Annotated in this window: 21 protein-coding genes; 10 read left to right on the top strand and 11 right to left on the bottom strand. The window is 71.7% G+C overall.

Features of this window, described 5'->3' with window-relative positions; translation table 11 throughout:
- Positions 1–28: 28 nt before the first annotated feature.
- The 3 genes from ACFY3J_RS04010 (at position 29) to ACFY3J_RS04020 (ending at position 2,491) form a co-directional block, all read left to right on the top strand.
- Positions 29–532: a GNAT family N-acetyltransferase gene (locus ACFY3J_RS04010; RefSeq protein WP_384182840.1), complete on the top strand. Its 504-nt coding sequence runs from the start codon at positions 29–31 to the stop codon at positions 530–532.
- Between the two features lie 79 nt (positions 533–611).
- The gene (locus ACFY3J_RS04015; protein ID WP_376402440.1) at positions 612–1,334 is read left to right on the top strand and encodes a DsbA family oxidoreductase; all 723 of its coding nucleotides are present in this window, start codon (positions 612–614) and stop codon (positions 1,332–1,334) included.
- A 107-nt stretch (positions 1,335–1,441) separates the two neighbouring features.
- Positions 1,442–2,491 (top strand): aminotransferase class V-fold PLP-dependent enzyme, encoded by a 1,050-nt coding sequence (locus ACFY3J_RS04020; protein ID WP_384182836.1) that lies wholly within the window; start codon positions 1,442–1,444, stop codon positions 2,489–2,491.
- Between the two features lie 466 nt (positions 2,492–2,957).
- Here the strand turns inward: ACFY3J_RS04020 and thpD are convergent, their stop codons facing one another.
- The 5 genes from thpD to ACFY3J_RS04045 form a co-directional block, all read right to left on the bottom strand.
- Complete coding sequence (thpD, locus tag ACFY3J_RS04025; RefSeq protein ID WP_384182833.1) at positions 2,958–3,845, bottom strand: ectoine hydroxylase; 888 nt, start codon at positions 3,843–3,845, stop codon at positions 2,958–2,960.
- A 7-nt stretch (positions 3,846–3,852) separates the two neighbouring features.
- Positions 3,853–4,257 (bottom strand): ectoine synthase, encoded by a 405-nt coding sequence (locus ACFY3J_RS04030; RefSeq protein WP_225074089.1) that lies wholly within the window; start codon positions 4,255–4,257, stop codon positions 3,853–3,855.
- Between the two features lie 108 nt (positions 4,258–4,365).
- A complete protein-coding gene (gene ectB, locus ACFY3J_RS04035; RefSeq protein WP_390840154.1) occupies positions 4,366–5,637 on the bottom strand; it encodes a diaminobutyrate--2-oxoglutarate transaminase in 1,272 nt (423 codons plus the stop codon).
- Positions 5,638–5,725: 88 nt separating this feature from the next.
- Entirely contained in the window at positions 5,726–6,265 is a 540-nt protein-coding gene (ectA, locus tag ACFY3J_RS04040; protein WP_390840156.1) for a diaminobutyrate acetyltransferase, read from the bottom strand.
- 455 nt (positions 6,266–6,720) lie between these two features.
- A complete protein-coding gene (locus ACFY3J_RS04045) occupies positions 6,721–7,824 on the bottom strand; it encodes a pyridoxal-phosphate-dependent aminotransferase family protein (RefSeq protein WP_390840158.1) in 1,104 nt (367 codons plus the stop codon).
- Positions 7,825–7,951: 127 nt separating this feature from the next.
- Between ACFY3J_RS04045 and ACFY3J_RS04050 the strand changes: the two genes are divergently transcribed.
- The 6 genes from ACFY3J_RS04050 to ACFY3J_RS04075 all read left to right on the top strand — a co-directional run bounded on the left by ACFY3J_RS04050 (position 7,952) and on the right by ACFY3J_RS04075 (position 13,602).
- Positions 7,952–9,049, top strand: coding sequence for an amidohydrolase family protein (locus ACFY3J_RS04050; protein WP_390840160.1), 1,098 nt, complete (start codon positions 7,952–7,954; stop codon positions 9,047–9,049).
- Positions 9,050–9,127: 78 nt separating this feature from the next.
- On the top strand, positions 9,128–9,412 hold the full coding sequence (locus tag ACFY3J_RS04055) for a DNRLRE domain-containing protein (RefSeq protein WP_384182818.1): 285 nt from the start codon (positions 9,128–9,130) through the stop codon (positions 9,410–9,412).
- Positions 9,376–9,636, top strand: coding sequence for a hypothetical protein (locus ACFY3J_RS04060; RefSeq protein WP_384182816.1), 261 nt, complete (start codon positions 9,376–9,378; stop codon positions 9,634–9,636). Before ACFY3J_RS04055 ends, ACFY3J_RS04060 begins: the two co-directional genes overlap by 37 nt.
- A gap of 86 nt (positions 9,637–9,722) precedes the next feature.
- Complete coding sequence (locus ACFY3J_RS04065) at positions 9,723–10,682, top strand: RHS repeat-associated core domain-containing protein (RefSeq protein ID WP_384182813.1); 960 nt, start codon at positions 9,723–9,725, stop codon at positions 10,680–10,682.
- Between the two features lie 383 nt (positions 10,683–11,065).
- Positions 11,066–11,911, top strand: a complete 846-nt coding sequence (locus tag ACFY3J_RS04070) for a hypothetical protein (protein WP_390840163.1) — start codon at positions 11,066–11,068, stop codon at positions 11,909–11,911.
- Positions 11,912–12,600: 689 nt separating this feature from the next.
- Positions 12,601–13,602 carry an SCO1860 family LAETG-anchored protein gene (locus tag ACFY3J_RS04075; RefSeq protein WP_384182808.1) on the top strand — a complete coding sequence of 334 codons (1,002 nt, stop codon included), beginning with the start codon at positions 12,601–12,603 and terminating at the stop codon, positions 13,600–13,602.
- Positions 13,603–13,665: 63 nt separating this feature from the next.
- Here the strand turns inward: ACFY3J_RS04075 and cobC are convergent, their stop codons facing one another.
- The 6 genes from cobC to cobM form a co-directional block, all read right to left on the bottom strand.
- Complete coding sequence (gene cobC, locus ACFY3J_RS04080) at positions 13,666–14,739, bottom strand: Rv2231c family pyridoxal phosphate-dependent protein CobC (protein WP_384182806.1); 1,074 nt, start codon at positions 14,737–14,739, stop codon at positions 13,666–13,668.
- On the bottom strand, positions 14,729–15,646 hold the full coding sequence (locus ACFY3J_RS04085; protein ID WP_390840165.1) for a sirohydrochlorin chelatase: 918 nt from the start codon (positions 15,644–15,646) through the stop codon (positions 14,729–14,731). The genes cobC and ACFY3J_RS04085 overlap by 11 nt, the downstream gene beginning before the upstream one ends.
- On the bottom strand, positions 15,643–16,230 hold the full coding sequence (locus ACFY3J_RS04090; RefSeq protein ID WP_390840167.1) for a precorrin-8X methylmutase: 588 nt from the start codon (positions 16,228–16,230) through the stop codon (positions 15,643–15,645). The genes ACFY3J_RS04085 and ACFY3J_RS04090 overlap by 4 nt, the downstream gene beginning before the upstream one ends.
- Positions 16,227–17,927, bottom strand: coding sequence for a precorrin-3B C(17)-methyltransferase (cobJ, locus tag ACFY3J_RS04095; RefSeq protein ID WP_390840169.1), 1,701 nt, complete (start codon positions 17,925–17,927; stop codon positions 16,227–16,229). Before cobJ ends, ACFY3J_RS04090 begins: the two co-directional genes overlap by 4 nt.
- A gap of 283 nt (positions 17,928–18,210) precedes the next feature.
- On the bottom strand, positions 18,211–19,455 hold the full coding sequence (gene cbiE, locus ACFY3J_RS04100) for a precorrin-6y C5,15-methyltransferase (decarboxylating) subunit CbiE (protein ID WP_384182794.1): 1,245 nt from the start codon (positions 19,453–19,455) through the stop codon (positions 18,211–18,213).
- On the bottom strand, positions 19,452–20,270 hold the full coding sequence (cobM, locus tag ACFY3J_RS04105; RefSeq protein ID WP_384182791.1) for a precorrin-4 C(11)-methyltransferase: 819 nt from the start codon (positions 20,268–20,270) through the stop codon (positions 19,452–19,454). The genes cbiE and cobM overlap by 4 nt, the downstream gene beginning before the upstream one ends.
- Positions 20,271–20,365: 95 nt before the next feature.
- Between cobM and ACFY3J_RS04110 the strand changes: the two genes are divergently transcribed.
- Positions 20,366–21,097 carry a ZIP family metal transporter gene (locus ACFY3J_RS04110; RefSeq protein WP_384182788.1) on the top strand — a complete coding sequence of 244 codons (732 nt, stop codon included), beginning with the start codon at positions 20,366–20,368 and terminating at the stop codon, positions 21,095–21,097.
- The last annotated feature ends 2 nt before the right edge of the window (positions 21,098–21,099 follow it).

A 21,099-nucleotide genomic window follows, 5' to 3' on the forward strand; every position in this document is an offset into this window, starting at 1 on the left:
ATCGCCGGGCCTCCGCGTCCTCCCTCGCATGATCGACAACAGTGCGGGCGGACGCCTGGTGATCCGTACAGCCGTACCCGCCGAGGCGGAGGCCGTCTCCGACCTGATGGTGCGAGCGCGGTCCACGTACTACCCGGACGGCGTCCCGGACGCCGACGCCGACTGGACCGCGCGATGGCACGAGGCCATCGCGCGCCCCGACGGCCATGTGCTGTGCGCCGTCGACCAGGGCCGCATCGTCGGCATCGCCTCCTTCCGCACCCCACCGGACGGCCCCGCGGACACGGTCATGCTGTTCCAGTTCCACGTCGACCCCGGCCGCTGGCGCTCGGGCATCGGCACGGCGCTGCACGCGGCCTGCGTCGAGCAGTGGCGCACCGACGGCAGGCGGACGGCCGTCCTGGAAGTGCACACCGGCAACGAACGGGCGCAGCGCTTCTACGCCCGGCAGGGCTGGACCCCGGATCCGCTGCGGCCCGCCGACGAGGGCGGCCACCATCTGTGGCTGCGCTACACGGTGACGGGGGAATGAAACGCGCTGATTGAACGTTCACGGACCCGGCGGAGGGCGTCCACCTCCGCTTCCGTACGAGCGGGAGAGAGCCGAGAGCATGCGCGTCGAGATCTGGTCGGACATCGCCTGTCCCTGGTGCTACGTCGGGAAGGCGCGCTTCGAGAAGGCACTCGCGGCCTTCCCGCACCGGGAGCAGGTCGAGGTGGTGCACCGGTCGTTCGAGCTGGATCCGGGGCGGGCCAAGGACGACGTGCAGCCGGTGATCACCATGCTCACCAAGAAGTACGGGATGAGCGAGGCCCAGGCGCACGACGGCGAGGAGAACCTGGGACGGCAGGCCGCCGCCGAGGGGCTCGCGTACCGCACCCGGGGCCGGGACCACGGAAGCACCTTCGACATGCACCGCCTGCTGCACCTCGCCAAGGAGCACGGCAGGCAGAGCGAGCTGCTGGACTCGCTGTACCGGGCGAACTTCGCCGAGGAGCGGTCCGTCTTCACCGAGGGCGACGAGCGGCTGGTGGAGCTGGCCGTCGCCGCCGGGCTCGACGCCGACGCCGTCCGGAAGGTGCTCGCGGACCCCGACGCCTACGCCGCCGAGGTCCGCGCCGACGAGCGGGAGGCCGCGCAACTCGGTGCCTCCGGGGTGCCGTTCTTCGTGCTCGACCGGAAGTACGGCGTCTCCGGTGCCCAGCCCGCCGACGTCTTCACCCAGGCCCTCACCCAGGCATGGGGCGAGCGCTCGCCGCTGACCCTCCTCCAGGGCGGCGACCCGGACGGGGACGCCTGCGGCCCGGACGGATGCGCGGTGCCGCGGAGCTGAGCGGCGAGGACGAACCGCAGGTCGGGACGGACGCATAAGGAATCCTTCGGAGCACTCCGCAGAAACGCGCGATGGACGGGGGCCGCGACGGGCCGCACAGTGGACCCATGGAAACCTTCGAGACCCTCGTCCGCGCCGAGTTCGCCCCGAAGACCACCTATCTGAACAGCGCGACACTCGGTCTCCTGCCCGCCCGTACCGTGGCGGCCCTGGGCACCGCCGTGGCGGCGGCCGCCGCCGGGCAGCCGACCGACATGTTCGCCGACGTCGAGGCCGCCCGCGCCTCCTTCGCCCGGCTGATGAAGGTGCCGGACCGGCGCGTGGCGGCCGGCGCCTCCGTCGCCGTCTACACCGGGCTGATCGCCGCCGCACTGCCCGAGGGCGCCGAAGTCCTCACCGCCGAGGGCGACTTCAGCTCCCTGGTGAACCCCTTCCACATCCGCCGGGACCTGAAGGTGCGCAGCGCACCGCTGGAGCGGATCGCCGAGGCGGTACGGCCCGGCACGGCCCTGGTCGCGGTGAGCGCCGCACAGTCGGCCGACGGCCGCGTCGCCGACCTGCCCGCCGTCCGCGCGGCCGCGCGCGAGCACGGCGCGCGCGTGTACGTCGACGCCTCCCAGGCCGCCGGCTGGCTGGACTTCGACGCGGACGCCTACGACTACGTCAGCGCCGTCGCCTTCAAGTGGCTCCTGTGCCCGCGGGGCGTGGCCTTCCTGGTCGTCCCCGACGACCTCGGCGGCCTCGACCCGCTGTTCGCGGGCTGGGTGGCGGGGGAGCGGCCCTGGGACAGCTGCTACGGCCCCGTCGAGGAACTCGCCCACTCCGCACGGCGGTTCGACGAGAGTCCCGCACTCTTCTGCTACGCGGGTGCCCGCCGCTCCCTCGAACTCGTCGAGGAGATCGGCGTGTCCGCCGTACGCGCCCACGATCTCGCGCTCGCCGACCGCTTCCGAGCCGGGCTGCGCTCCCTCGGCCACGAACCGGTCCGGGCGCCGGGCTCCCCGATCGTCGCCGTGCCCGGACTCGGCGCCCGCCAGGGCGAGTTGAGCGCCAAGGGCATCGAGGTATCCCAGCGCGCGGGCAATCTGCGGGCCGCGTTCCACCTCTACAACACGCCCGCCGACGTCGACCGACTGCTGGACGCGCTGGCCGGCTGAGACCGCCACCAGGATCCGGACACGGGCCGGGGCCTCCCGTCCCACACGAGGAGGCCCCGACCCGTATCACCCACGGGTCACCGCACCGGGGTGAAGTCCCGCGCTCCGATGCTGTGTCCTCCGGGGGGCGACCCCCGGACCCCGGCCGGTTCGTCTCACCGCACGGGGGTGAAGTCCCGTGCTCCGATGCTGTGTCCTCCGGGGGCGACCCCCGGACCCCGGCCGGTTCGTCTCACCGCACGGGGGTGAAGTCCCGTGCTCCGATGCTGTGTCCTCCGGGGGGCGACCCCCGGACCCCGGCCGGTTCGTCTCACCGCATGGGGGTGAAGTCCCGTGCTCCGATGCTGTGTCCTCCGGGGGGCGACCCCCGGACCCCGGCCGGTTCGTCTCACCGCACGGGGGTGAAGTCCCGTGCTCCGATGCTGTGTCCTCCGGGGGCGACCACCGGACCCCCGGCCGGTTCGTCTCACCGCACCGGAGTGAAGTCCCGCGCTCCGATGAACTCCGGACGCCGTACCGGCGCCGCGAACGGATCCACCGCCGCGTTCTCCACGCTGTTGAAGACGATGAACACGTTGCTGCGCGGGAACGGCGTGATGTTGTCGCCGGAGCCGTGCATGCAGTTGCAGTCGAACCAGGTGGCCGAACCGGCCCGGCCCGTGAACAGCTTGATGCCGTACTGCCCGGCAAGGGCGGTCAGCGCCTCGTCGGACGGCGTGCCCGCGTCCTGCATCTGAAGCGACTTCTTGTAGTTGTCCTTCGGCGTGGCCCCCGCGCAGCCGAGGAACGTCCGGTGCGACCCCGGCATGATCATGAGGCCGCCGTTGGTGTCGTAGTTCTCGGTCAGCGCGATCGAGACGGACACCGTCCGCATGTTCGGCAGGCCGTCCTCGGCGTGCCAGGTCTCGAAGTCCGAGTGCCAGTAGAAGCCGCTGGCCCCGAAGCCCGGCTTGACGTTGATCCGCGACTGGTGGACGTACACGTCCGAGCCGAGGATCTGCCGGGCCCGCCCGACGACGCGCTCGTCGCGCACCAGCCCGGCGAACACCTCGCTGATCCGGTGCACCTCGAAGACCGAGCGGATCTCCTTGGACTTCGGCTCCACGATGGAGCGTTCGTCGGCCCGGATCGCCGGGTCGCTCACCAGCCGGTCCAGCTCCCGCCGGTAGACGGCGACCTCGTCCTCGGTGATCAGCTGGTCGACGGCGAGGAAGCCGTCGCGCTCGAACGACTGGAGGCCGGCCGTGTCGATCGGCCCGGGCGTGTCGGGGGAGCCCCAGACGACCGGGTCCTGGCGGGGAGTGGTCACCTCGGTGGTGCCGCGGGTGGGGTACAGGTCGGTGACGTCGGTCATGGGGTCTTCACACCTCCTCGGGCTCGGTGAGCAGGGGGTAGACGCCGTTCTCGTCGTGGTCCTCCCGACCGGTGACGGGCGGGTTGAACACGCAGATGCAGCGGAAGTCCTCCTTGACGCGGAGCGTGTGCCGCTCGTGACCGTCGAGGAGGTACATGGTCCCGGGCGTGATCGTGTAGGTCTTCCCGGTCTCGCGGTCGGTCAGCTCGGCCTCGCCCTCGACGCAGACGACGGCCTCGATGTGGTTGGCGTACCACATCGACGTCTCCGTACCCGCGTACAGGATCGTCTCGTGCACGGAGAAGCCGACCTTCTCCTTGGCGAGGACGATGCGCTTGCTCTCCCAGGTACCGGACGCGGCCTTCACATGCCGGTCGGTGCCTTCGATGTCCTTGAACGAACGGACGATCACGGTGCTGCGTTCCTCCTTGCGTCGTTGTTTTCGGCGTTCCGGCGTTCCGGCGTTCCGGCGTTCCGGCGTTCCGGCGTTCCGGTGTTCCGGTGTTCTGCCGCTCGGTGGTCAGGCGGTCTCGCGGACCGCGCGGGCGAGGACGCTCATGCCCTCGTCCAGCTCCTCGGGGGCGGTGGTCAGCGCAGGCAGCAGCTTGACGACCTCGCCCTGCGGGCCGGACGTCTCGATCAGCAGCCCGAGGTCGAAGGCGCGCCGCGCGATCCGCCCGGCCCGCTGCGGGTCGTGGAACTCCAGGCCCCACACCAGACCCCGGCCCCGGTACTCCTTGACGTCCGCGAGGTTCTCCTCGGTGATCGAGATCAGCCACTGCTCGAGCAGCTCACCGCGGGCGCGGGTCTGCTTCTCCATGGCCGAGCCGTCCGTCCAGTAGGCCTCCAGGGCGGCGGTGGCCGTGACGAACGCAGGGTTGTTGCCGCGGAAGGTGCCGTTGTGCTCGCCCGGTTCCCACACGTCCAGCTCCGGCCGGAACAGGCACAGCGACATCGGCAGGCCGTAGCCGCTGATGGACTTGGAGACGGTGACGATGTCGGGCACGATGCCGGCCTCCTCGAAGGAGAAGAAGGCCCCGGTGCGCCCGCACCCCATCTGGATGTCGTCGACGATCAGCAGCATGTCCTGCCGCTCGCACAGCTCCTTGAGCGCGCGCAGCCACTCGGGCCGGGCGACGTTGATGCCGCCCTCGCCCTGCACCGTCTCGACGATCACGGCGGCCGGCTTGTTCAGACCGGAGCCCTGGTCCTCCAGCAGCCGCTCGAACCACAGGAAGTCCGGGACCCTGCCGTCGAAGTAGTTGTCGAACGGCATGGGCGTGCCGTGCACGAGCGGGATACCGGCGCCGGCCCGCTTGAAGGCGTTCCCGGTGACGGCCAGGGAGCCCAGCGACATGCCGTGGAAGGCGTTGGTGAACGACACGATCGCCTCGCGCCCCTTGACCTTGCGGGCCAGCTTCAGCGCCGACTCCACGGCGTTGGTGCCGGTCGGGCCCGGGAACATCACCTTGTACGGCAGGTCGCGCGGGCGCAGGACCAGGTTCTGGAAGGTCTGGAGGAACGTGCGCTTGGCGGTGGTCGACATGTCGAGCCCGTGGGTGACCCCGTCGCGTTCCAGGTAGTCGATCAACGCCCGTTTCAGCACGGGGTTGTTGTGGCCGTAGTTGAGCGAGCCTGCGCCCGCGAAGAAGTCGAGGTACTCGTGGCCGTCCTCGTCGTACATGCGGCTGCCGCGCGCGTGGTCGAAGACGGTCGGCCAGCCGCGGCAGTAGCTGCGCACCTCGGACTCCAGGGTCTCGAAGACGCTCAGGTCGGGCTGGGTGATGGTCACGACGAATCGCTCCTCGGTGTGGGGAGTGAGAGGGAGGCGGGGGGAGGGATGGCCGGGGGCCGGAGAGCCAGAGGGGCCCAAAGAGCGGTCAGAAGGAGAGCGGACCGATCCGGTGGAGGACCTCCGGATCGTGCGGTCCGTCCGGGAACTGCTCGGCCCCGAACAGGACCTCGCGCTCGACCGTGGCGCCGTGCCGGGCGGCGTAGGAGGTGAAGAGCCGCTCCGAGGCGGCGTTGCCCGGGGTGATCGTGGTCTCCACGGAGGTGAGCCCGCGCTCGGCGGCGACCCGGGCGGTGAGCGCGTCCAGCAGCCGGGCTGCCAGGCCCCGGCCGCGGTGGCCGGCGTCGACCGCCACCTGCCACACGAGCAGGGTGTGCGGACGGTCGGGCCGCACGTATCCGGTGACGAAACCGACCGGCTCGCCGTCGGCGTCGCGGGCCACCGCGGACGTGGCGGCGAAGTCGCGGCACCAGAGGAGATAGCTGTACGAGGAGTTCACATCGAGCGTCCCGGATTCCTTCGCGAGTCGCCAGAGTGCGGCGCCGTCGGCGGGGGAGGGACGCTCGATGCGGAGTGCATCGGGCAATTCTGTGTGGGGGGAATGCAGGTCTGCTTGGGCGGCAGTCATGTGGAACGAACTTACCGAGCAGAATTCAAAAATGCATCGCCCTCGAGCCTTACGTGAACCGTGCACATGTGTTATCGCGCGGGCGCGTGATCGCGCGAGAGGGCGACGGTGTGGGCAGGTTTGCCCGTTAATAACCGGTCAAAAAGGGCGCGCTAGTGGACCGCATCACAGTCACGTAACGCTCCTGGGGCCCTTCGAATTGCGTCGCCGAGCGTTCGTGAAATCTCTGCGTTTAGGTCCGAAGAAACGGGGCAGAAGAATGTGGGAAGCTGCCTGGAATTTAATTGCCGAATTACCTTGCGGGGAAACCCCGTCAACCCCGTCCGTCCGATTCTGGAGAATGCGGGCCCGCCGTTGTGCCGGTCGTTGTGCCGGGCGTAGTCCGCAATGATGCCGCCATCATGTTCACGAACGCCTCAGCATTCCGGCCGTCGGCCGGCCCGCCGTCCGCGTGCCTACCGGCGCCAGGCCTCCGCGACCGCGTTCCGGGCGGCCGCGACGTCCACGGTCGCGCCGAGGCCGGTCAGGACGGCGCCCAGGGCCGTCAGGGCGGCCTCGACCACGTCCCGGGTGGCGTCGGCCCCGTAGTGGTTGACGCGGATCATCTCCTTGGCGAGCGGGCCGCCGCCAGCGGCCAGCGGGAGGGCGGGGTCGGCCGCCAGGGCACGGGCCACCAGCTCGGAGGCGTCGAGGCCCGAGGGGGCCCGCAGGGTGGTGGCGACCGGGGCCGCCTCGGACGCCTCGTGCACGTACGGCTCCAGGCCGCCGCCGAGGGCGTACGCACCCGCGCGGGTGGCCGCGGCGGCGCGGCGGTGGCGGTCCATCACCGCGTCCAGGCCGGCCGCCTCGATGCGCTCCAGGCAGGCCTCGAGCGCCAGCATCTCCAACTGCGCGGGCGCGTGCAGCAGCGCCTTGCGGCCGCCGTCGATCCAGCGCTCCTTCCAGTCCAGCAGGGACAGGTAGGAGCGGCGCGGCGCCTGCGGGTTCGCCGCCATCCGGGCCCAGGCGCGCTCGCTGACCGACACCGCCGACACCCCGGCCGGCCCGCCCATCGCCTTCTGCGCCCCGATCACGCACAGGTCCACACCCCACGCGTCCGGCAGCACCGGTTCCGCGCCGACCGAGGCCACGGCGTCCAGGTAGAACAGGGCGCCCTGCTCCGACACGGCCTTGCCGATCTCCGCGACCGGATTGGTGTTGCCGGTCGCCGCCTCCGCGTGCACCAGCGAGACGAAGTCGATCTCCGGGTGCTCGGCGAAAGCCTCCCTGACCTGGTCCGCCGTGACCGCCGTGTGGTACGGCACCGACAGGTCGTACACGGTCGCGCCGCAGTCGCGCAGCCAGTTGCCGAACGTCTGCCCGTACGGCCCGGTGATCACGTTCAGCGCCGTCGTGCCGGGACCGGCCGTCCCCCTGATCGCGCCCTCCAGCGGCAGCAGCGCCTCGCCCTGCATGATCACGACATCCTGCTCGGTGCCCAGCAGCCGCGCCACCCGGTCCTCGATCGAGGCGAATCGGTCGGCGCTCAGCGGAGCGAGGTCCAGGAACGGGTTCGTCACGGCGGTGCTCTCTTCGTACGGGCGAGGGTGAACGCGTCGAGCGTAGTCGGCGGGTCTGCCCCGCTTTCACCCGGTGACCCCGGACCGGGTGGTCCGCTGCGGGCACCGGCTCATTAAGGTGCGGTGCATGAGCGATCGCGCGGTGCTGCACGTGAAGGGTCGGGTGCTCGTCGGCCCGGACGAGGACCAGGTCCGGGACGAGCTGTGGGTGGTCGGCGGCCGGATCTCCTACGACCGTCCCGCCGGCGCCACCGACGTGACGACCGTCGAGGGCTGGGTACTGCCCGGCCTGGTCGACGCGCACTGCCACGTCGGCCTCGACGAGCACGGACCGGTGCCCGACGACGTTTCGGAGAAGCAGGCGCTCACCGACCGCGAGGCCGGCACCCTCCTCCTGAGGGACGCGGGCTCGCCCTCGGACACCCGCTGGATCGACGAGCGCGAGGACCTGCCGAAGATCATCCGTGCGGGCCGCCACATCGCCCGCACTCGCCGCTACATCCGCAACTACGCCTGGGAGATCGAGCCGGAGGACCTGGTCGCCTACGTCGCCCAGGAGGCCCGGCGCGGCGACGGCTGGGTCAAGCTGGTCGGCGACTGGATCGACCGCGACCTCGGCGACCTGTCGGCCTGCTGGCCGCGCGAGGCGGTCGAGGCGGCGATAGCGGAGGCCCACCGCCTGGACGCGCGCGTGACGGCCCACTGCTTCGCGGAGGACTCCCTGCGCGACCTGGTCGAGGCGGGCATCGACTGCGTCGAACACGCCACGGGGCTGACCGAGGACCTGATCCCGCTGTTCGCCGAACGCGGCGTCGCGATCGTCCCGACCCTCGTCAACATCGCGACCTTCCCCCGCCTCGCCGCCGGCGGCGAGGCCAGGTTCCCGCGCTGGTCGGCCCATATGCGCCGCCTGCACGAACGCCGCTACGACACGGTCCGGGCCGCCTACGACGCCGGCATCCCGGTTTACGTCGGCACCGACGCCGGTGGCTCCCTGCCCCACGGCCTGGCGGCCGCCGAGGTCGCCGAACTGGTCAAGGCCGGCATCCCGCCGCTCGAAGCCCTCTCGGCGACGACCTGGGCCGCCCGGACCTGGCTGGGCCGCCCCGGCCTGGACGAGGGTGCCCCCGCCGACCTCGTGGTCTACGCCGAGGACCCGCGCGCGGACGTCCGCGCCCTGGCGGCACCGCGGCGGGTGGTCCTGAACGGCAAGGTGGTCGGCTGAGGGGCAAGGGACCCGTCCCGCGGCCGACTTGTAAACCCCAAGTACACGGGCAAGCACGTTCTCGATGCCAAGCTGCGGTTGTACTCGTACTACTCGTCGACGTGCAGCACGTCGAACTCGGGCATCGAGGTGCGCCGAATCACCACCGACTGGGATCCGTCGGCGATCACGTGGTCGGCACAGCCGTCCACGACGGCGACCGGCGCGGTGGTCGTCAAGGACGCCAAGGGCTACAACTCCTCCTGCCCCGCCGGATACAGCACGTGGAACGTGAGCCCCATCGCGCAGTCGTGGGCGGACGGGCAGCCCAACTACGGTCTGCGACCATGGCCAACTCGTACGACAGCGCCGACCGGCTGCTGACCACGGGCTACAGCTACGACGCCTTCGGCCGCACCACGGCCACTGGCACCGGCTCGGTCAACGCCTACTGGGCCAACGACCTGGTCGAGTCCCAGACCGCGGGCGACACCCCGCCAGTCCCGGACCCTCGATCCCGCCCTGCGCTTCGAGGCCTTCACGACCGAGAAGAAGCAGACGGACGGCACCTGGGCCAACGCCACCAGCAAGCTCAACCACTACGGTGACGACTCCGACGAGCCCCGCTGGACCATCGAGGACACGACCCAGGGCACTGCTGCACGGCGACGTGTCCGTCACCCTGGACACCGCGATGTCGGCACCGAAGGTGCTGCTCTACGACGAGTTCGGGGTGCCGGTCGACGGCCAGGCACCGCAGCGGTACGGCTGGCTCGGCGCCAAGCAGCGCTCGGGTGAGGCCCTGGACGGCGTCATCCTCATGGGCGCCCGCCTCCACAGCCCGGCGCTGGGCCGGTTCCTGCAGACCGACCCCGACCCCGGCGGCGACGCCAACGCCTACGACTACTGCAGCGGCGACCCCGTCAACTGCGTGGACCTGGACGGGCACTGGGGCTTCAGCTGGAAGAAGGCGTTCCGGAAGGTCGCCCGGGTGGCGGAGGTCGCCTCCTACATCCCCGGCCCGATCGGCAACGTCGCCTCCGCGGTGGGCGCCATCACCTACGCCGCCACGGGCAACTGGCGCAAGGCCGCCGAAATGAGCGTGGGCATCGCCTTCGGCTCCGCCGGCCGCCTCGCGGTCAAGGCCGTCAAGGCTGCCCGCACGATCCGCAAGGCCAGCCGAGTCAACCGGACCTTCTCCAGGGCCCGGTCTGTCTTCCGCCGTTCCCGGTGCAACTCCTTCGCCCCGGACACTCCGGTCCTGATGGCCGACGGCAGCTATCTGCCCATCGGCGCCATGGAGGTCGGCGACTACGTGGCCGCCACCGACCCCGAGACCGGCGAGACCTACGCCGAACCGGTCCTGGACGTCATCAGCGGCTACGGCACCAAGCACATCGTCGAGATCGACACGGCCCTCGACCCGACGACTCCGCCGCTGGAGGCAACGGCGGAACACCCCCATCTGGGTTGTCGGCAAGGGCTGGGCGAAGGCCGCCGACGTAAAAGCCGGAGACAGCCTTGGGTCTCCCGACGGGAGCGCACGCAAGGTCACTGCGGTGGTCAATCGTGGAGAACTGCCGAATCAGCTGGTCTTCAACCTCAACGTTGGCAACACACACACCTACGTAGTTTTCGCCGTGGATGCGGATAGCCTTGTACACAACGCAAGTTGCAATCGCGCCTCGCAGGCCAGGAAAGCACCTCGCAAGCGAGGCGTCTACGTCATCAAGTACAAAAATGGCTCCTACTGTGTAGGAAAGTCAAAGAACATGCACCGTCGTATGCATCAACATGCAGCGAAGGGAAGGCTGAGCAATGTGAAGTAAATTCGCTACCACGAGAGAAGTAAAGGTAGCCTGCGAAAGCTCGAGCAGGGCCTGTGCAATCGCTGCAAGTGTTATGGCGGACCGACCTTGACGAACAAGATCCGGCCATCCAGGAGATGCGCGCACTGTTGATGGAAAAGGGGGTGGCTGCTATGTGGCCACCCCCTTCTTTTTACGGTTCTCCGGTTCACGGATAGGCATATATAAAATGAAGATCATCAGGCAGCGGTCCGGTTGGGTCGAGATGTTGGTGACAGACGAAGAGTGGCGGCCCGAATACAGTCGGTACTTCTCCAGTGGCGCCTGCAACGGACTGGTTGTGGGTGCTCCCATGCAGAGGACAGGCATGGACATTTCTTTTCTGTCGGACGTTCAGGGCGTACGGAGCCTGCGGGTATTGCGCGGCGTTTCGGACCTTACACCTGTCATGTACTGTGCGAGCCTGGAGCGGCTATGGATTTCCGAGTTCTACACCCAGCAGTTGGACCTCTCGCAGCTCGTGCGACTGTGTGAGGCGGAAATCCCATGGAAAGCTGCTGTGCGTAGTCTTCCTCGGCTCGTTTCTGTCGAAGAACTGACTGTGACCCGCTGGAAGGGAACCTCCTTCTCGGTTCTGGCTGCCAAGCCGGCGCTTCAGCGCCTGCGCCTTGAGGTCGCGAGGTCCGCCGTTACGAGTGCGGAGGGCGCGGACATGTTTCCCCGACTGCAAGAACTGCGCCTCTATAGCGGCCGTCTGAGGGACTCCCGCTTGCTTGCTGATGCCCATCAACTGAGAAACGTCGCATTGTTGTCGACCAAGACGGACTCAGTGGCGTTTGTGGCAGCTTTGCCTTGCTTGGAGAGGCTGGAACTTGAAAACAGCGGCGACATCGAGACGCTCGCCCCACTCGCCGAGCATCCGGCCCTGCGTGAGGTGCTGATCACTGGAAGCACACGAATCAGCGACGGCGACCTCGCCCCCATCGCCGACAATCCGCGCCTCACTCTCATCGCCATGGAACGTGGCCACCCGCACTACAGTCACCGTCCGGCCGAGATCCGCCGTGGCATCTAACGGACCGGGGCGGACCGGGGAGAGGGCGCAGTCGCTCTGATTCGGAAAGGGCTTTTCGTGGCGCAAAAATTTCCGCACGGGATTGGTGCGGCGAGTCGCCTGGGGACTCTGGTCGGGCCTGGCTCCGCCGGCGCAGGGCCAGTACGTCCTGGAGATCAAGACGAGTACCGGTGACGGCTTCTGGGTCGACACGACGTATCACCTTGACGTGACCCCCTCCTGAAGCCAGAGGAGGCGTTTGAACGACGGAGGCGGCGAGGCCTGAGCTGCTGAGACCGGGTCGACGGGGGATGTATCCGGTCTCGGTGTACGAGGCGGGAGCGGATCCGAACGGGCTCCGTCCCTGACCGGGGTGGGGCGCAAGACGTTTCAACCGGGCCAGGGACCTCGGCGCAAGGGGGCGTGGGCGCGCGAGCGCGGACACACGGTCGGTACGGAGGGCCAGGCGAACTCGCGGCGCAGGCGGCGAGCCGAAGGTGAGGAGAAACCGGCCATCCGGGTCGGATACGGCCAGCCGGCCAGTCACGGGCGCGGCCGGAACGAACACCTGCACCAGGTGAGGCCAGAGGAATCGAATGCGTGCGCGGAAACTTCCCGAACGGGTGAAGTCACGTTAGATCGCTGACCGTTCACTCTCAGTACGTAATTCTTACCGGGTCCCAAGCATTCCTTTCTGGGGGTCCCACACCTTGAACGGCAACAACTTCCGCATGTCCGCCCGCCGTTGCGCCACCGCCGCCGCGGCCACCGTCCTGGCCGCCGGCCCGGTGACGCTGGCCGGCGCGGGCTCCGCGCACGCGACCGGTGGGCAGGAGGGGCACGCGAGCGCCTCCGTCCTGCGCACCGGGCTGGACGTGTCCCTGCTCAACAAGACGGTGAACGTCCCGCTCGCCGTCTCCCTCAACGAGGTCGAGGCACCGCGGAGCGCGCAGCAGACGGCGCTGACCGCCCGCCTCGACGGTGTCGACCACGGAAAGCCGTTCAGCGTGATCCGCGCGGACGTGGCGAAGACCGACGCGACCGTCTCCGCGGACAAGGCGGAGGGCGTGGTCCAGCTGGCCCACGCCCGCATCCACGTCCCCGGCCTGCCCCTGCTGTCCCTGATCGAGGTCGACCAGGTCACGTCCAAGGCGATCTGCGAGGCCGGCGAGTCCCCGGTCGCGAGCAGCAACGTCCTGGGCTCCGTGAGGGTGCTCGGCAAGAGGGTGACGCTCACCGCCGGCGGCACGACCGACATCCGTGTTCCCGGCGTCGGCGAGGTCCGCCTGGACCTGTCGAAGCGTGAGACGACCTCCCGCACGGCCGCGGCGACGGCCCTGGAACTCAAGGTCTCCGTCAACCCGCTCAAGCTGAACGTGGCCGAGGTGGAGGGCACGGTCACCCTCGCCAAGGCGACGTGCGAGTCCCCGACGGCGCCGGAGAAGGAGGCGGCCCCGCCCGCCGACCAGGGCGGCGACGACAAGTCCCAAGGCACCGACGAGAAGCCGCAGGGCACCGACGAGAAGCCCCAGGGCGGCGACGTGAAGCCCCAGAGCGCCGATGTGAAGCCGCAGGCCGCGCCCGAGAAGAAGACCGTCGACCTGGCGGAGACGGGCGGCAGCTCCCTCACCCCCTACCTGGCGGCGGGCTCCGCCGTCCTGCTGGCGGCGGGTGGAGGCGCGCTGGCCGTGGCACGGCGGCGCCGGGGCTGACGGCCCGGACCATGTGGCCCGGCCGGGAAGTCCTGAACCGGCAGGACTTCCCGGCTCGGTGAGTCAGGGGACGGTGGGCGGCGACAGCGCCGAGCCCAGGGCACGCACGAAGCCGTCCACCGTCCCCCGGTCCCGTACCGCCAGCCGCAGCCAGTCCCCGCCCAGCCCGGGGAACGTGTCCCCGCGCCGCACCGCGTACCCCAGGGCGCGCAACCGCCGCCGCACGTCCGCCGCCCCCACCATGCGCACCAGCACGAAGGGGCCCTCGGCCGGTCGCACCACCCGCACCCCGTGCCCCGCGAAGGAGGCCAGGCCCGCCACCAGGTGGGCCCGGTCCGCGGCGATGCGGCGAGCCGCGTCCTCCGCCTCCGCCAGCGCCCGCGGCTCCACGCACGCGACCGCCGCCGCGAGCGCCGGAGTCGACACGGGCCACAGCGGCTGGGCCCGCTCCAACTCGGCGATCACCTCGGGCGACGACAGCACATAGCCGATCCGCAGCCCCGCAAGGCCCCACGTCTTGGTCAGGCTGCGCAGCACCACCAGGCCGGGCACGTCCGTCCGCCCCGCCAGCGCCTCCCGCTCGCCCGGCACCGCGTCCATGAAGGCCTCGTCGACGACCAACACCCGCCCCGGACGGGCCAGTTCGGCGATCACGGAGGCCGGGTGCAGCACCGACGTCGGGTTCGTCGGGTTGCCGACCACCACCAGGTCCGCGTCCTCGGGGACGGCCGCCGGATCGAGCCGGAAGCCGTCCTGTGCCCGCAGCAGCACCCGGTCCACCGTGTGTCCCGCGTCCCGCAGCGCCGCCTCCGGCTCGGTGAACTGCGGGTGCACGACGACCGGCCGCCGCACCTTCAACGCCCGCGCCAGCAGCACGAACGCCTCCGCGGCGCCCGCCGTCAGCAGCACCCGCTCCACCGGCAGTCCGTGCCGCGCCGCCACCGCCGCCCGCGCGGCCCGCCCGTCCGGGTAGGCGGCGAGACCGATCAAGGAGGCTGCGATCCGCTCCCGCAGCCACGCCGGCGGCGTGTCCGCCCGTACGTTCACGGCCAGATCGACCAGTGCCGCCCCGCCGTCGCGCACCTCGGCGTCCCCGTGATGCCGCAGATCGTGCCCGGCCTCGTCCTCAGTGCGCATGGGAGTGAGCGTGCCCTCCATGGTGGTGGTGCCCGTGCCCGTCGTCGTCCGGGTGGTAGTGCGGCTGCTGCGGCAGCCCCACCTTGTCCTCGAAGCCCGGCAGCGCGATCCGGTACACGCACGAGTCGCAGTTCATCCGCAGATCGCCCTTCACCGCCTCCTCGTACCGCTCCAGCACGAGGTCCAGCAGCTCCGGCTCCGGCCCGATCACGTCCGCCGAGCGCACGTCGGTCTCCGGGTGCGTCGCCGCCCAGTCCGCCGTCTGCCGCCGTACCCGGTCCGGCAGGATGCCCGTGAACAGGAAGTACGGCAGCACCACGATCCGCCGGGCGCCCAGCTTCGCGCACCGGTCGAGCCCGCTCGGTACGTCCGGCGCCGCCAGCGACACGAACGCCGTCTCCACGCCCGCGTACCCGCGCCCCTCCCACAGCAGCCGCGCCGCCTTGTGCACCTCGGCGTTGGCGTCCGGGTCGGTCGAGCCGCGCCCCACCAGCAGCACCGTCACGTCCGACCGCTCCCCGGCCGTACCCTCCAGCGCCTCCTCCAGTCGCCGCTCCAGCACCCGCAGCAGCGCGGGGTGCGGGCCCAGCGGCCGGCCGTAGGTGTACGAGATCCACGGATGCCGTTCCTTCTCGCGGGCCAGCGCCGCCGGGATGTCGCCCTTGGCGTGCCCGGCGGACACCAGCATCAGCGGTACGGCGGCGAACCGCCGCACGCCCCGCTCCACCAGTTCGGCGACGGCTTCGCCCAGCGGCGGCGGGGACAGCTCGATGAAGCCTCCCGCGACGGGCAGTTCGGGGCGACGGCGCCCCAACTCCCTTACGAAGTCGCGGAACGCCTCGGCTCCGGCGTCGTCCCGGGTGCCGTGACCGGCGATGAGCAGGGCGGGCGGCGGCGGGGTGGTCACAGGGTCTCCTCAAGCGAAGTGGGGTGGTACAGCAGGGCGTTGAGTGCGGCCGCGGCGACCGCCGAACCGCCCTTCTCGGACACGTTGCTCACGGCGGGCAGCCCGCTCTCACGCAGCGCGGCCTTGGACTCGGCCGCCCCGACGAAACCGACGGGCAGACCGATGACGAGCGCGGGGGAGGCGTCCAGCTTCAGCAGCTCCTCCAGGGCGGTCGGCGCGCAGCCGATCACCCACAGGGCGCCGGGGCCGACGTCCTCGTACGCCAGCCGGATCGCGTGCGCCGAGCGGGTCATCCCGGGACCGGACCTGGCGTCCCTCAGCCGGCAGACGCTGTCGCGCCGGGTGATCCCGGCGGCCACCATCTCCACGTCCGCGACCACCGGAGCCCCCGCGTGCAGCGCGGCGTGCGCCGTCACCAGCTCGCCCTCGTCCATGACGAGGTCGGAGGCGTACTCCAGGTCGGCGGAGGAGTGGACGACCCGCTCCACCACCGCCCGCGTCAGCGGCGCGAGGCGCGAGGTGTCCAGGCGGGCGCGCAGCCGCCGGAACGACTCCTGTTCGATCGGGTGGACGACGCGGTTCACTCGGACTCCTCCCGGGGTGCCTGCCAGCGGTAGCCGCGCGGCGTGACCATGCGCCCCGCGATCTCGCGGGTCGCGGTGTTGCCCACGGTCACGACCGTCATCATGTCGACCGTCTCCGGGGCGAGAGCGGCCAGCGTGGTGACCCGGCTGGACTCGCCGGGCCGTGAGGCGTTGCGTACGACACCGACCGGCGTCGTCGGCTCCCGGTGCCCGGCCAGGACCGCCAGCGCCTTCGGCAACTGCCAGTCCCGGCCCCGGGAGCGGGGGTTGTAGAACGTCACGACGAGATCCGCCTCGGCCGCCGCCCGCACCCGCCGCTCGATGACCTCCCACGGCGTGTGCAGGTCGGAGAGGCTGATCGACACATGGTCGTGCCCGAGCGGCGCGCCGAGGACCGCCCCGGCCGCGAGCGCCGCCGTGACCCCCGGGACGCCGGCCACGTCGATGTCGTCGGACGCCTCGGCGAGCGCGGGGGAGGCCATGGCGTACACCCCGGCGTCCCCGCTGCCGATCAGCGCGACGGCGTGCCCGCGCCGGGCCTCGGCGACCGCCGTGCGTGCCCGTTCCTCCTCCGCGCCCAGCCCTGACTGGAGGATCCGCGTCCCGGGCCGCAGCAGGTCGCGGATCTGGGCGACGTACTGGTCGAGCCCCACGAGCACGGAAGCGCGCCGCAACTCCGCCTGCGCGCGCGGCGTGAGCAGGTCCCGCGCGCCCGGCCCCAGCCCGACGACCGCGAGCCGCCCGCGGCCCGGCCGCCGTACGACCGCGCAGGTGGCCATCGCGGGCGTCCCGTCGGAGCGCTCCGACTTCCGCTTGGGCACGAGGAGTTCACCCCCGCGCACGAGCGCGGCGGCCTCCGCGACCGACGGGGTGCCGACGGCGGCGAGCGGAGCCCGCGACGGGTTGGGCACGTCGACCGCCGCCAACTCCCCGGCGGAGTACGTCACCAGGGACACCCCGAGCCGCCGGGCCGCCTCGACGACCCCGGGCTCCTCCGCCTTGGCGTCGACCGTGGCCAGTTCGGCGAGCGACGCCGCGGACAGCCCGGCCTCCGCGAGCGCGGCCTCGACCAGGCCCACCACCTCATCGGCGGGTGCGCCCCGGGACGCGCCGACGCCCACCACCAGGGTCGGCGGCCGCAGCACCACCTCCCGCTCGGCGGGGACGGCGGCACGGTCGGTGACCCGGATCGTGTACGCGCCCTCGGCGGCGACCGGCAGCGGCGGCAGCGGCCAGCGCACCTCCGCGTCCAGCACGACCGGCTCCCCGTCGAGCAGCGCCCGCGAGACCCCGGCGACGTCGCCCTCCACCGGAAGCCCGAGCGTGTCCAGGCCGGCCAGTCCCACGGCGTCCGTCGCGGTCGTCACGACCGGCTCCGCGCCCAGCACCTCGCCCACCGCGCGGGCCAGTTCGTTCGCCCCGCCCGCGTGCCCGCCCACCAGGGACACCGCGAACCGGCCGCCCTCGTCGACGCACACCACACCCGGATCGGAGGTCTTCTCGCCCAGCAGCGGCGCGATCAGCCGGACGACCGCACCCGTCGCCAGGAAGCACACCAGCTGCCCGCACTCGGCGAAGGCGGCCCGCACGGCGTCCCCGACGGGCCCTTCGTACACCCGGGTGCGGTCCGGCCAGGCCGCGGCCAGCCGGTCCCGCGCGGTCGCGCCCGCCGCCGTGGCGGAAATGAGGCCGATCACTGGAAACCTCCGAGGACGCCCCCGGCTTCAGCCGGGGGATGAGTCGGACTCCTGCGGAGCCGGGCAGGCAACGGGGTTTCGCCCAAAAGGCGAAAGACCGCCCAGATGGTTGGGTAGGCTGAGCGCCGTGCGTCGCGAGAGCCAAGCACGCGCAACTCCTTTGTCTTGATGGGCAACCGGGCAGGTTCCGTCCCGGCTGGTGCTGAGAGCGTCAGCCTCGTTCGCTTGCTGAGCGAATGAGCTGCTTGAGCCAGGAATCCCCCTGCTTCAGCTGGGGGAGGGTTCAATCAGCGACTCCTTCATGAAGCACCGGGGACCGCGTGCCCCACAGCAGGAAAACAGGGTTGGTGGCCGCGAGCCGGGTCACGTCGCCCGGCAGCGGCGCCAGCCGCGAGGACTGGAGCAGCACGCCGTCGCAGGCGAACCCGGCGCCCACCAGGGCCTCGCGCACGGCCGGCACCCGGTCGAGCGCCGCAACGGCGACCACGACGGTCCGCCGGGCCCGCCGCGCGCACGCGGTCACGACGGCGGGCAGCGCGCGCCCCCCGCCGCCGACGAACACCGCGTCGGGATCGGCGAGCCGGGCCAGCGCCTCCGGTGCGGCCCCGTGCACCACCGACACGTCCACGCCGTGCGCCGCCGCGTTGGCGCGGATCCGCTCCACGCCGTCGGCCGTCTTCTCGACGGCGGTGACGGCGGCGCCCAGCCGGGCGCACTCGACGGCGACCGACCCGGAGCCCGCCCCCACGTCCCAGACCAGGTCGCCGAGGCGCGGCCCGAGCCGGGCCAACGCCAGGGCGCGCACCTCGAACTTGGTGATCATCGAGTCGCGGTGGGCGAACTCGCTCTCCTCCAGGGCCCATCGGGACGGGCCGGCCGGTGGCCCCGCGACCGTGCGCAACGGCCCCGGTGTCCTCGTCCCGGCCAGGCACAGCACCACGTTCACCGCCGTGCCCCAGTCGCGGGCGGCGGCCTCGGCCGGGGTGAGCCGCTCCACGCGCTCGCCCGCCGGGTCGCCCAGCGCGGAGGCGACGACCAGCACCCGGTCGTCGCCGCAGGTGCCGGCCAGCGCGGCGCCCAGCTCGGCGGGCCCGGCCCCCGGCCCGGTCAGCACGGCGACCTTCGCCCGCGCCCGGCACACGTTCACGGCCGTACGCAGATCCCGCCCGTGCGCGCTGACCACCACCGCGTCGTCCCAGGGCAGCCCGATCCGCGCGAAGGCGGCGGCGACGGAGGAGACCCCGGGACGGACGTCCAGCAGCTCGGGCCCGAACCGCTCGGCGAGCGTCCGTACGATCCCGAAGAAACCGGGGTCCCCGGAGGCCAGCACGAGCACGGGCCGCTCCTTGCCGACGTACTCCCCGATGGTGTCGAGCGCGGGCGCCAGCGGGCCCAGGACGACCCGCTCGGCGCCCTCCGGCAGCCGTACGGCGTCCAGATGCCGCCGCGCGCCCACGACGAGCCCGGCGCCGGGCGGCACCCGAGTGCCGTTCGCCGCCCCGGTGCCCGTGCCGACGACCGTGATCACGTGCTCGCACCCCGCGCGCGCAGGGCCCTGCGGGCCTCGGGGTCGGCCTTGCGATGGCCGTGGAAGTGACCGGGGTGGTACAGGTGCGAGCGGGTGCCGTGCGCGTCGAGGGCCGGTCCGACCAGGAACAGCGTGTGCTTCCAGAGCTTGTGCTCCTTGACCGTCTCCTCCAGCGTGCCGACCGTGCACCTGACGATCAGCTCCTCCGGCCAGGTCGCCTGGTACGCCACCACGACCGGCGTGGACGTCGGGTAGCCGCCCTCCAGCAGCTCGCGCACCAGCTGGCCGCTGCGGGCCGCCGACAGGAACACCGCCATGGTGGTGCCGTGCCGGGCGAACTCGCGCACCTCCTCGCCGGGCGGCATCGGCGTCTTCCCGCCACCGAGCCGGGTCAGCACGACCGACTGCGCGACCTCCGGAATCGTCAGCTCGCGCCGGGCCAGCGCGGCCACGGCCGAGAAGGACGAGACACCGGGCACGACCTCCGTCCCGATTCCGATGTCCGCGCACCGGTCGAGCTGCTCCTGCGTGCCGCCCCACAGCGCCGGGTCGCCGGAGTGGATACGGGCCACTTTCAGCCCCTCCGCGTGCGCCCGCTCGTACACGGCGACGACGTCCTCCAGGGACATGGCCGCCGAGTCCAGGATCTCCGCGTCCTCCCGCGCGTGCTGGAGCACCTCGGCCTGCACCAGGCTGGCCGCCCAGATCACGACGTCGGCCTCGGCGATCGCGCGGGCCGCGCGGAACGTCAGCAGGTCGGCGGCGCCGGGGCCGGCACCGACGAAGGTCACCTTGCCGGTCGGGGCATCGGCCATGAATTCGAGTCCTCTCACGCGAAATGTCCTGGTGTGCGGTGATGTAGTAGTGGCCGGATGTGCGCGATCGGGGCCTGATCGGATAGCAAGGGCACATGGCGGTCTTCGTCGCGCTCGGCGCGTTCCTGATGACGCTGGCCGGCGGCTGGACGGCACAGCGGGTGACCGACCGCCGCCACCTGGTCCTGGGACTGGCGGGCGGCCTGATGCTGGGCGTGGTCGGCCTGGACCTGCTGCCCGAGGCGCTGCACGCGGCCGGCCAGGAGGTGTTCGGCGTACCGGCGGCCCTGCTGCTGTTCGTGGCCGGGTTCCTGGTGGCCCACTTGGTGGAACGCCTGCTGGCCGCGCGGCAGGCCGCGCACGGCGGCGACGAGCGGCACAACCACCGCGCCCCCGAGGTGGGCCTGACGGCGGCGGCGGCCATGGTCGGTCACAGTGCCATGGACGGCGTGGCCATAGGGGCCGCCTTCCAGGTGAACGACGGCATGGGAGCCGCGGTCGCGGTCGCCGTCATCGCCCACGACTTCGCCGACGGCTTCAACACGTTCACCATCACCAGCCTGTACGGCAACGCGCGCCGCAAGGCCGTCGCCATGCTCGTCGCGGACGCCCTGGCCCCCATGGTGGGCGCCGCCGCGACCACGCTCGTCACCATCCCGGAGTGGTTCCTCGGCGGCTATCTCGGCCTCTTCGGCGGGGCCCTGCTCTACCTCGCCGCGGCCGAGATCCTCCCCGAGGCCCACCACGAGCACCCGGCCCGCTCGACCCTGCTGTGCACGGTCGCGGGCGTGGCCTTCATCTGGGTGGTGGTCGGCCTGGCGGCATGACC

Origin of the sequence: Streptomyces sp. NPDC001231 (assembly GCF_042896885.1) — a bacterium.
In the GTDB taxonomy this organism is placed as follows: Bacteria; Actinomycetota; Actinomycetes; order Streptomycetales; family Streptomycetaceae; genus Streptomyces.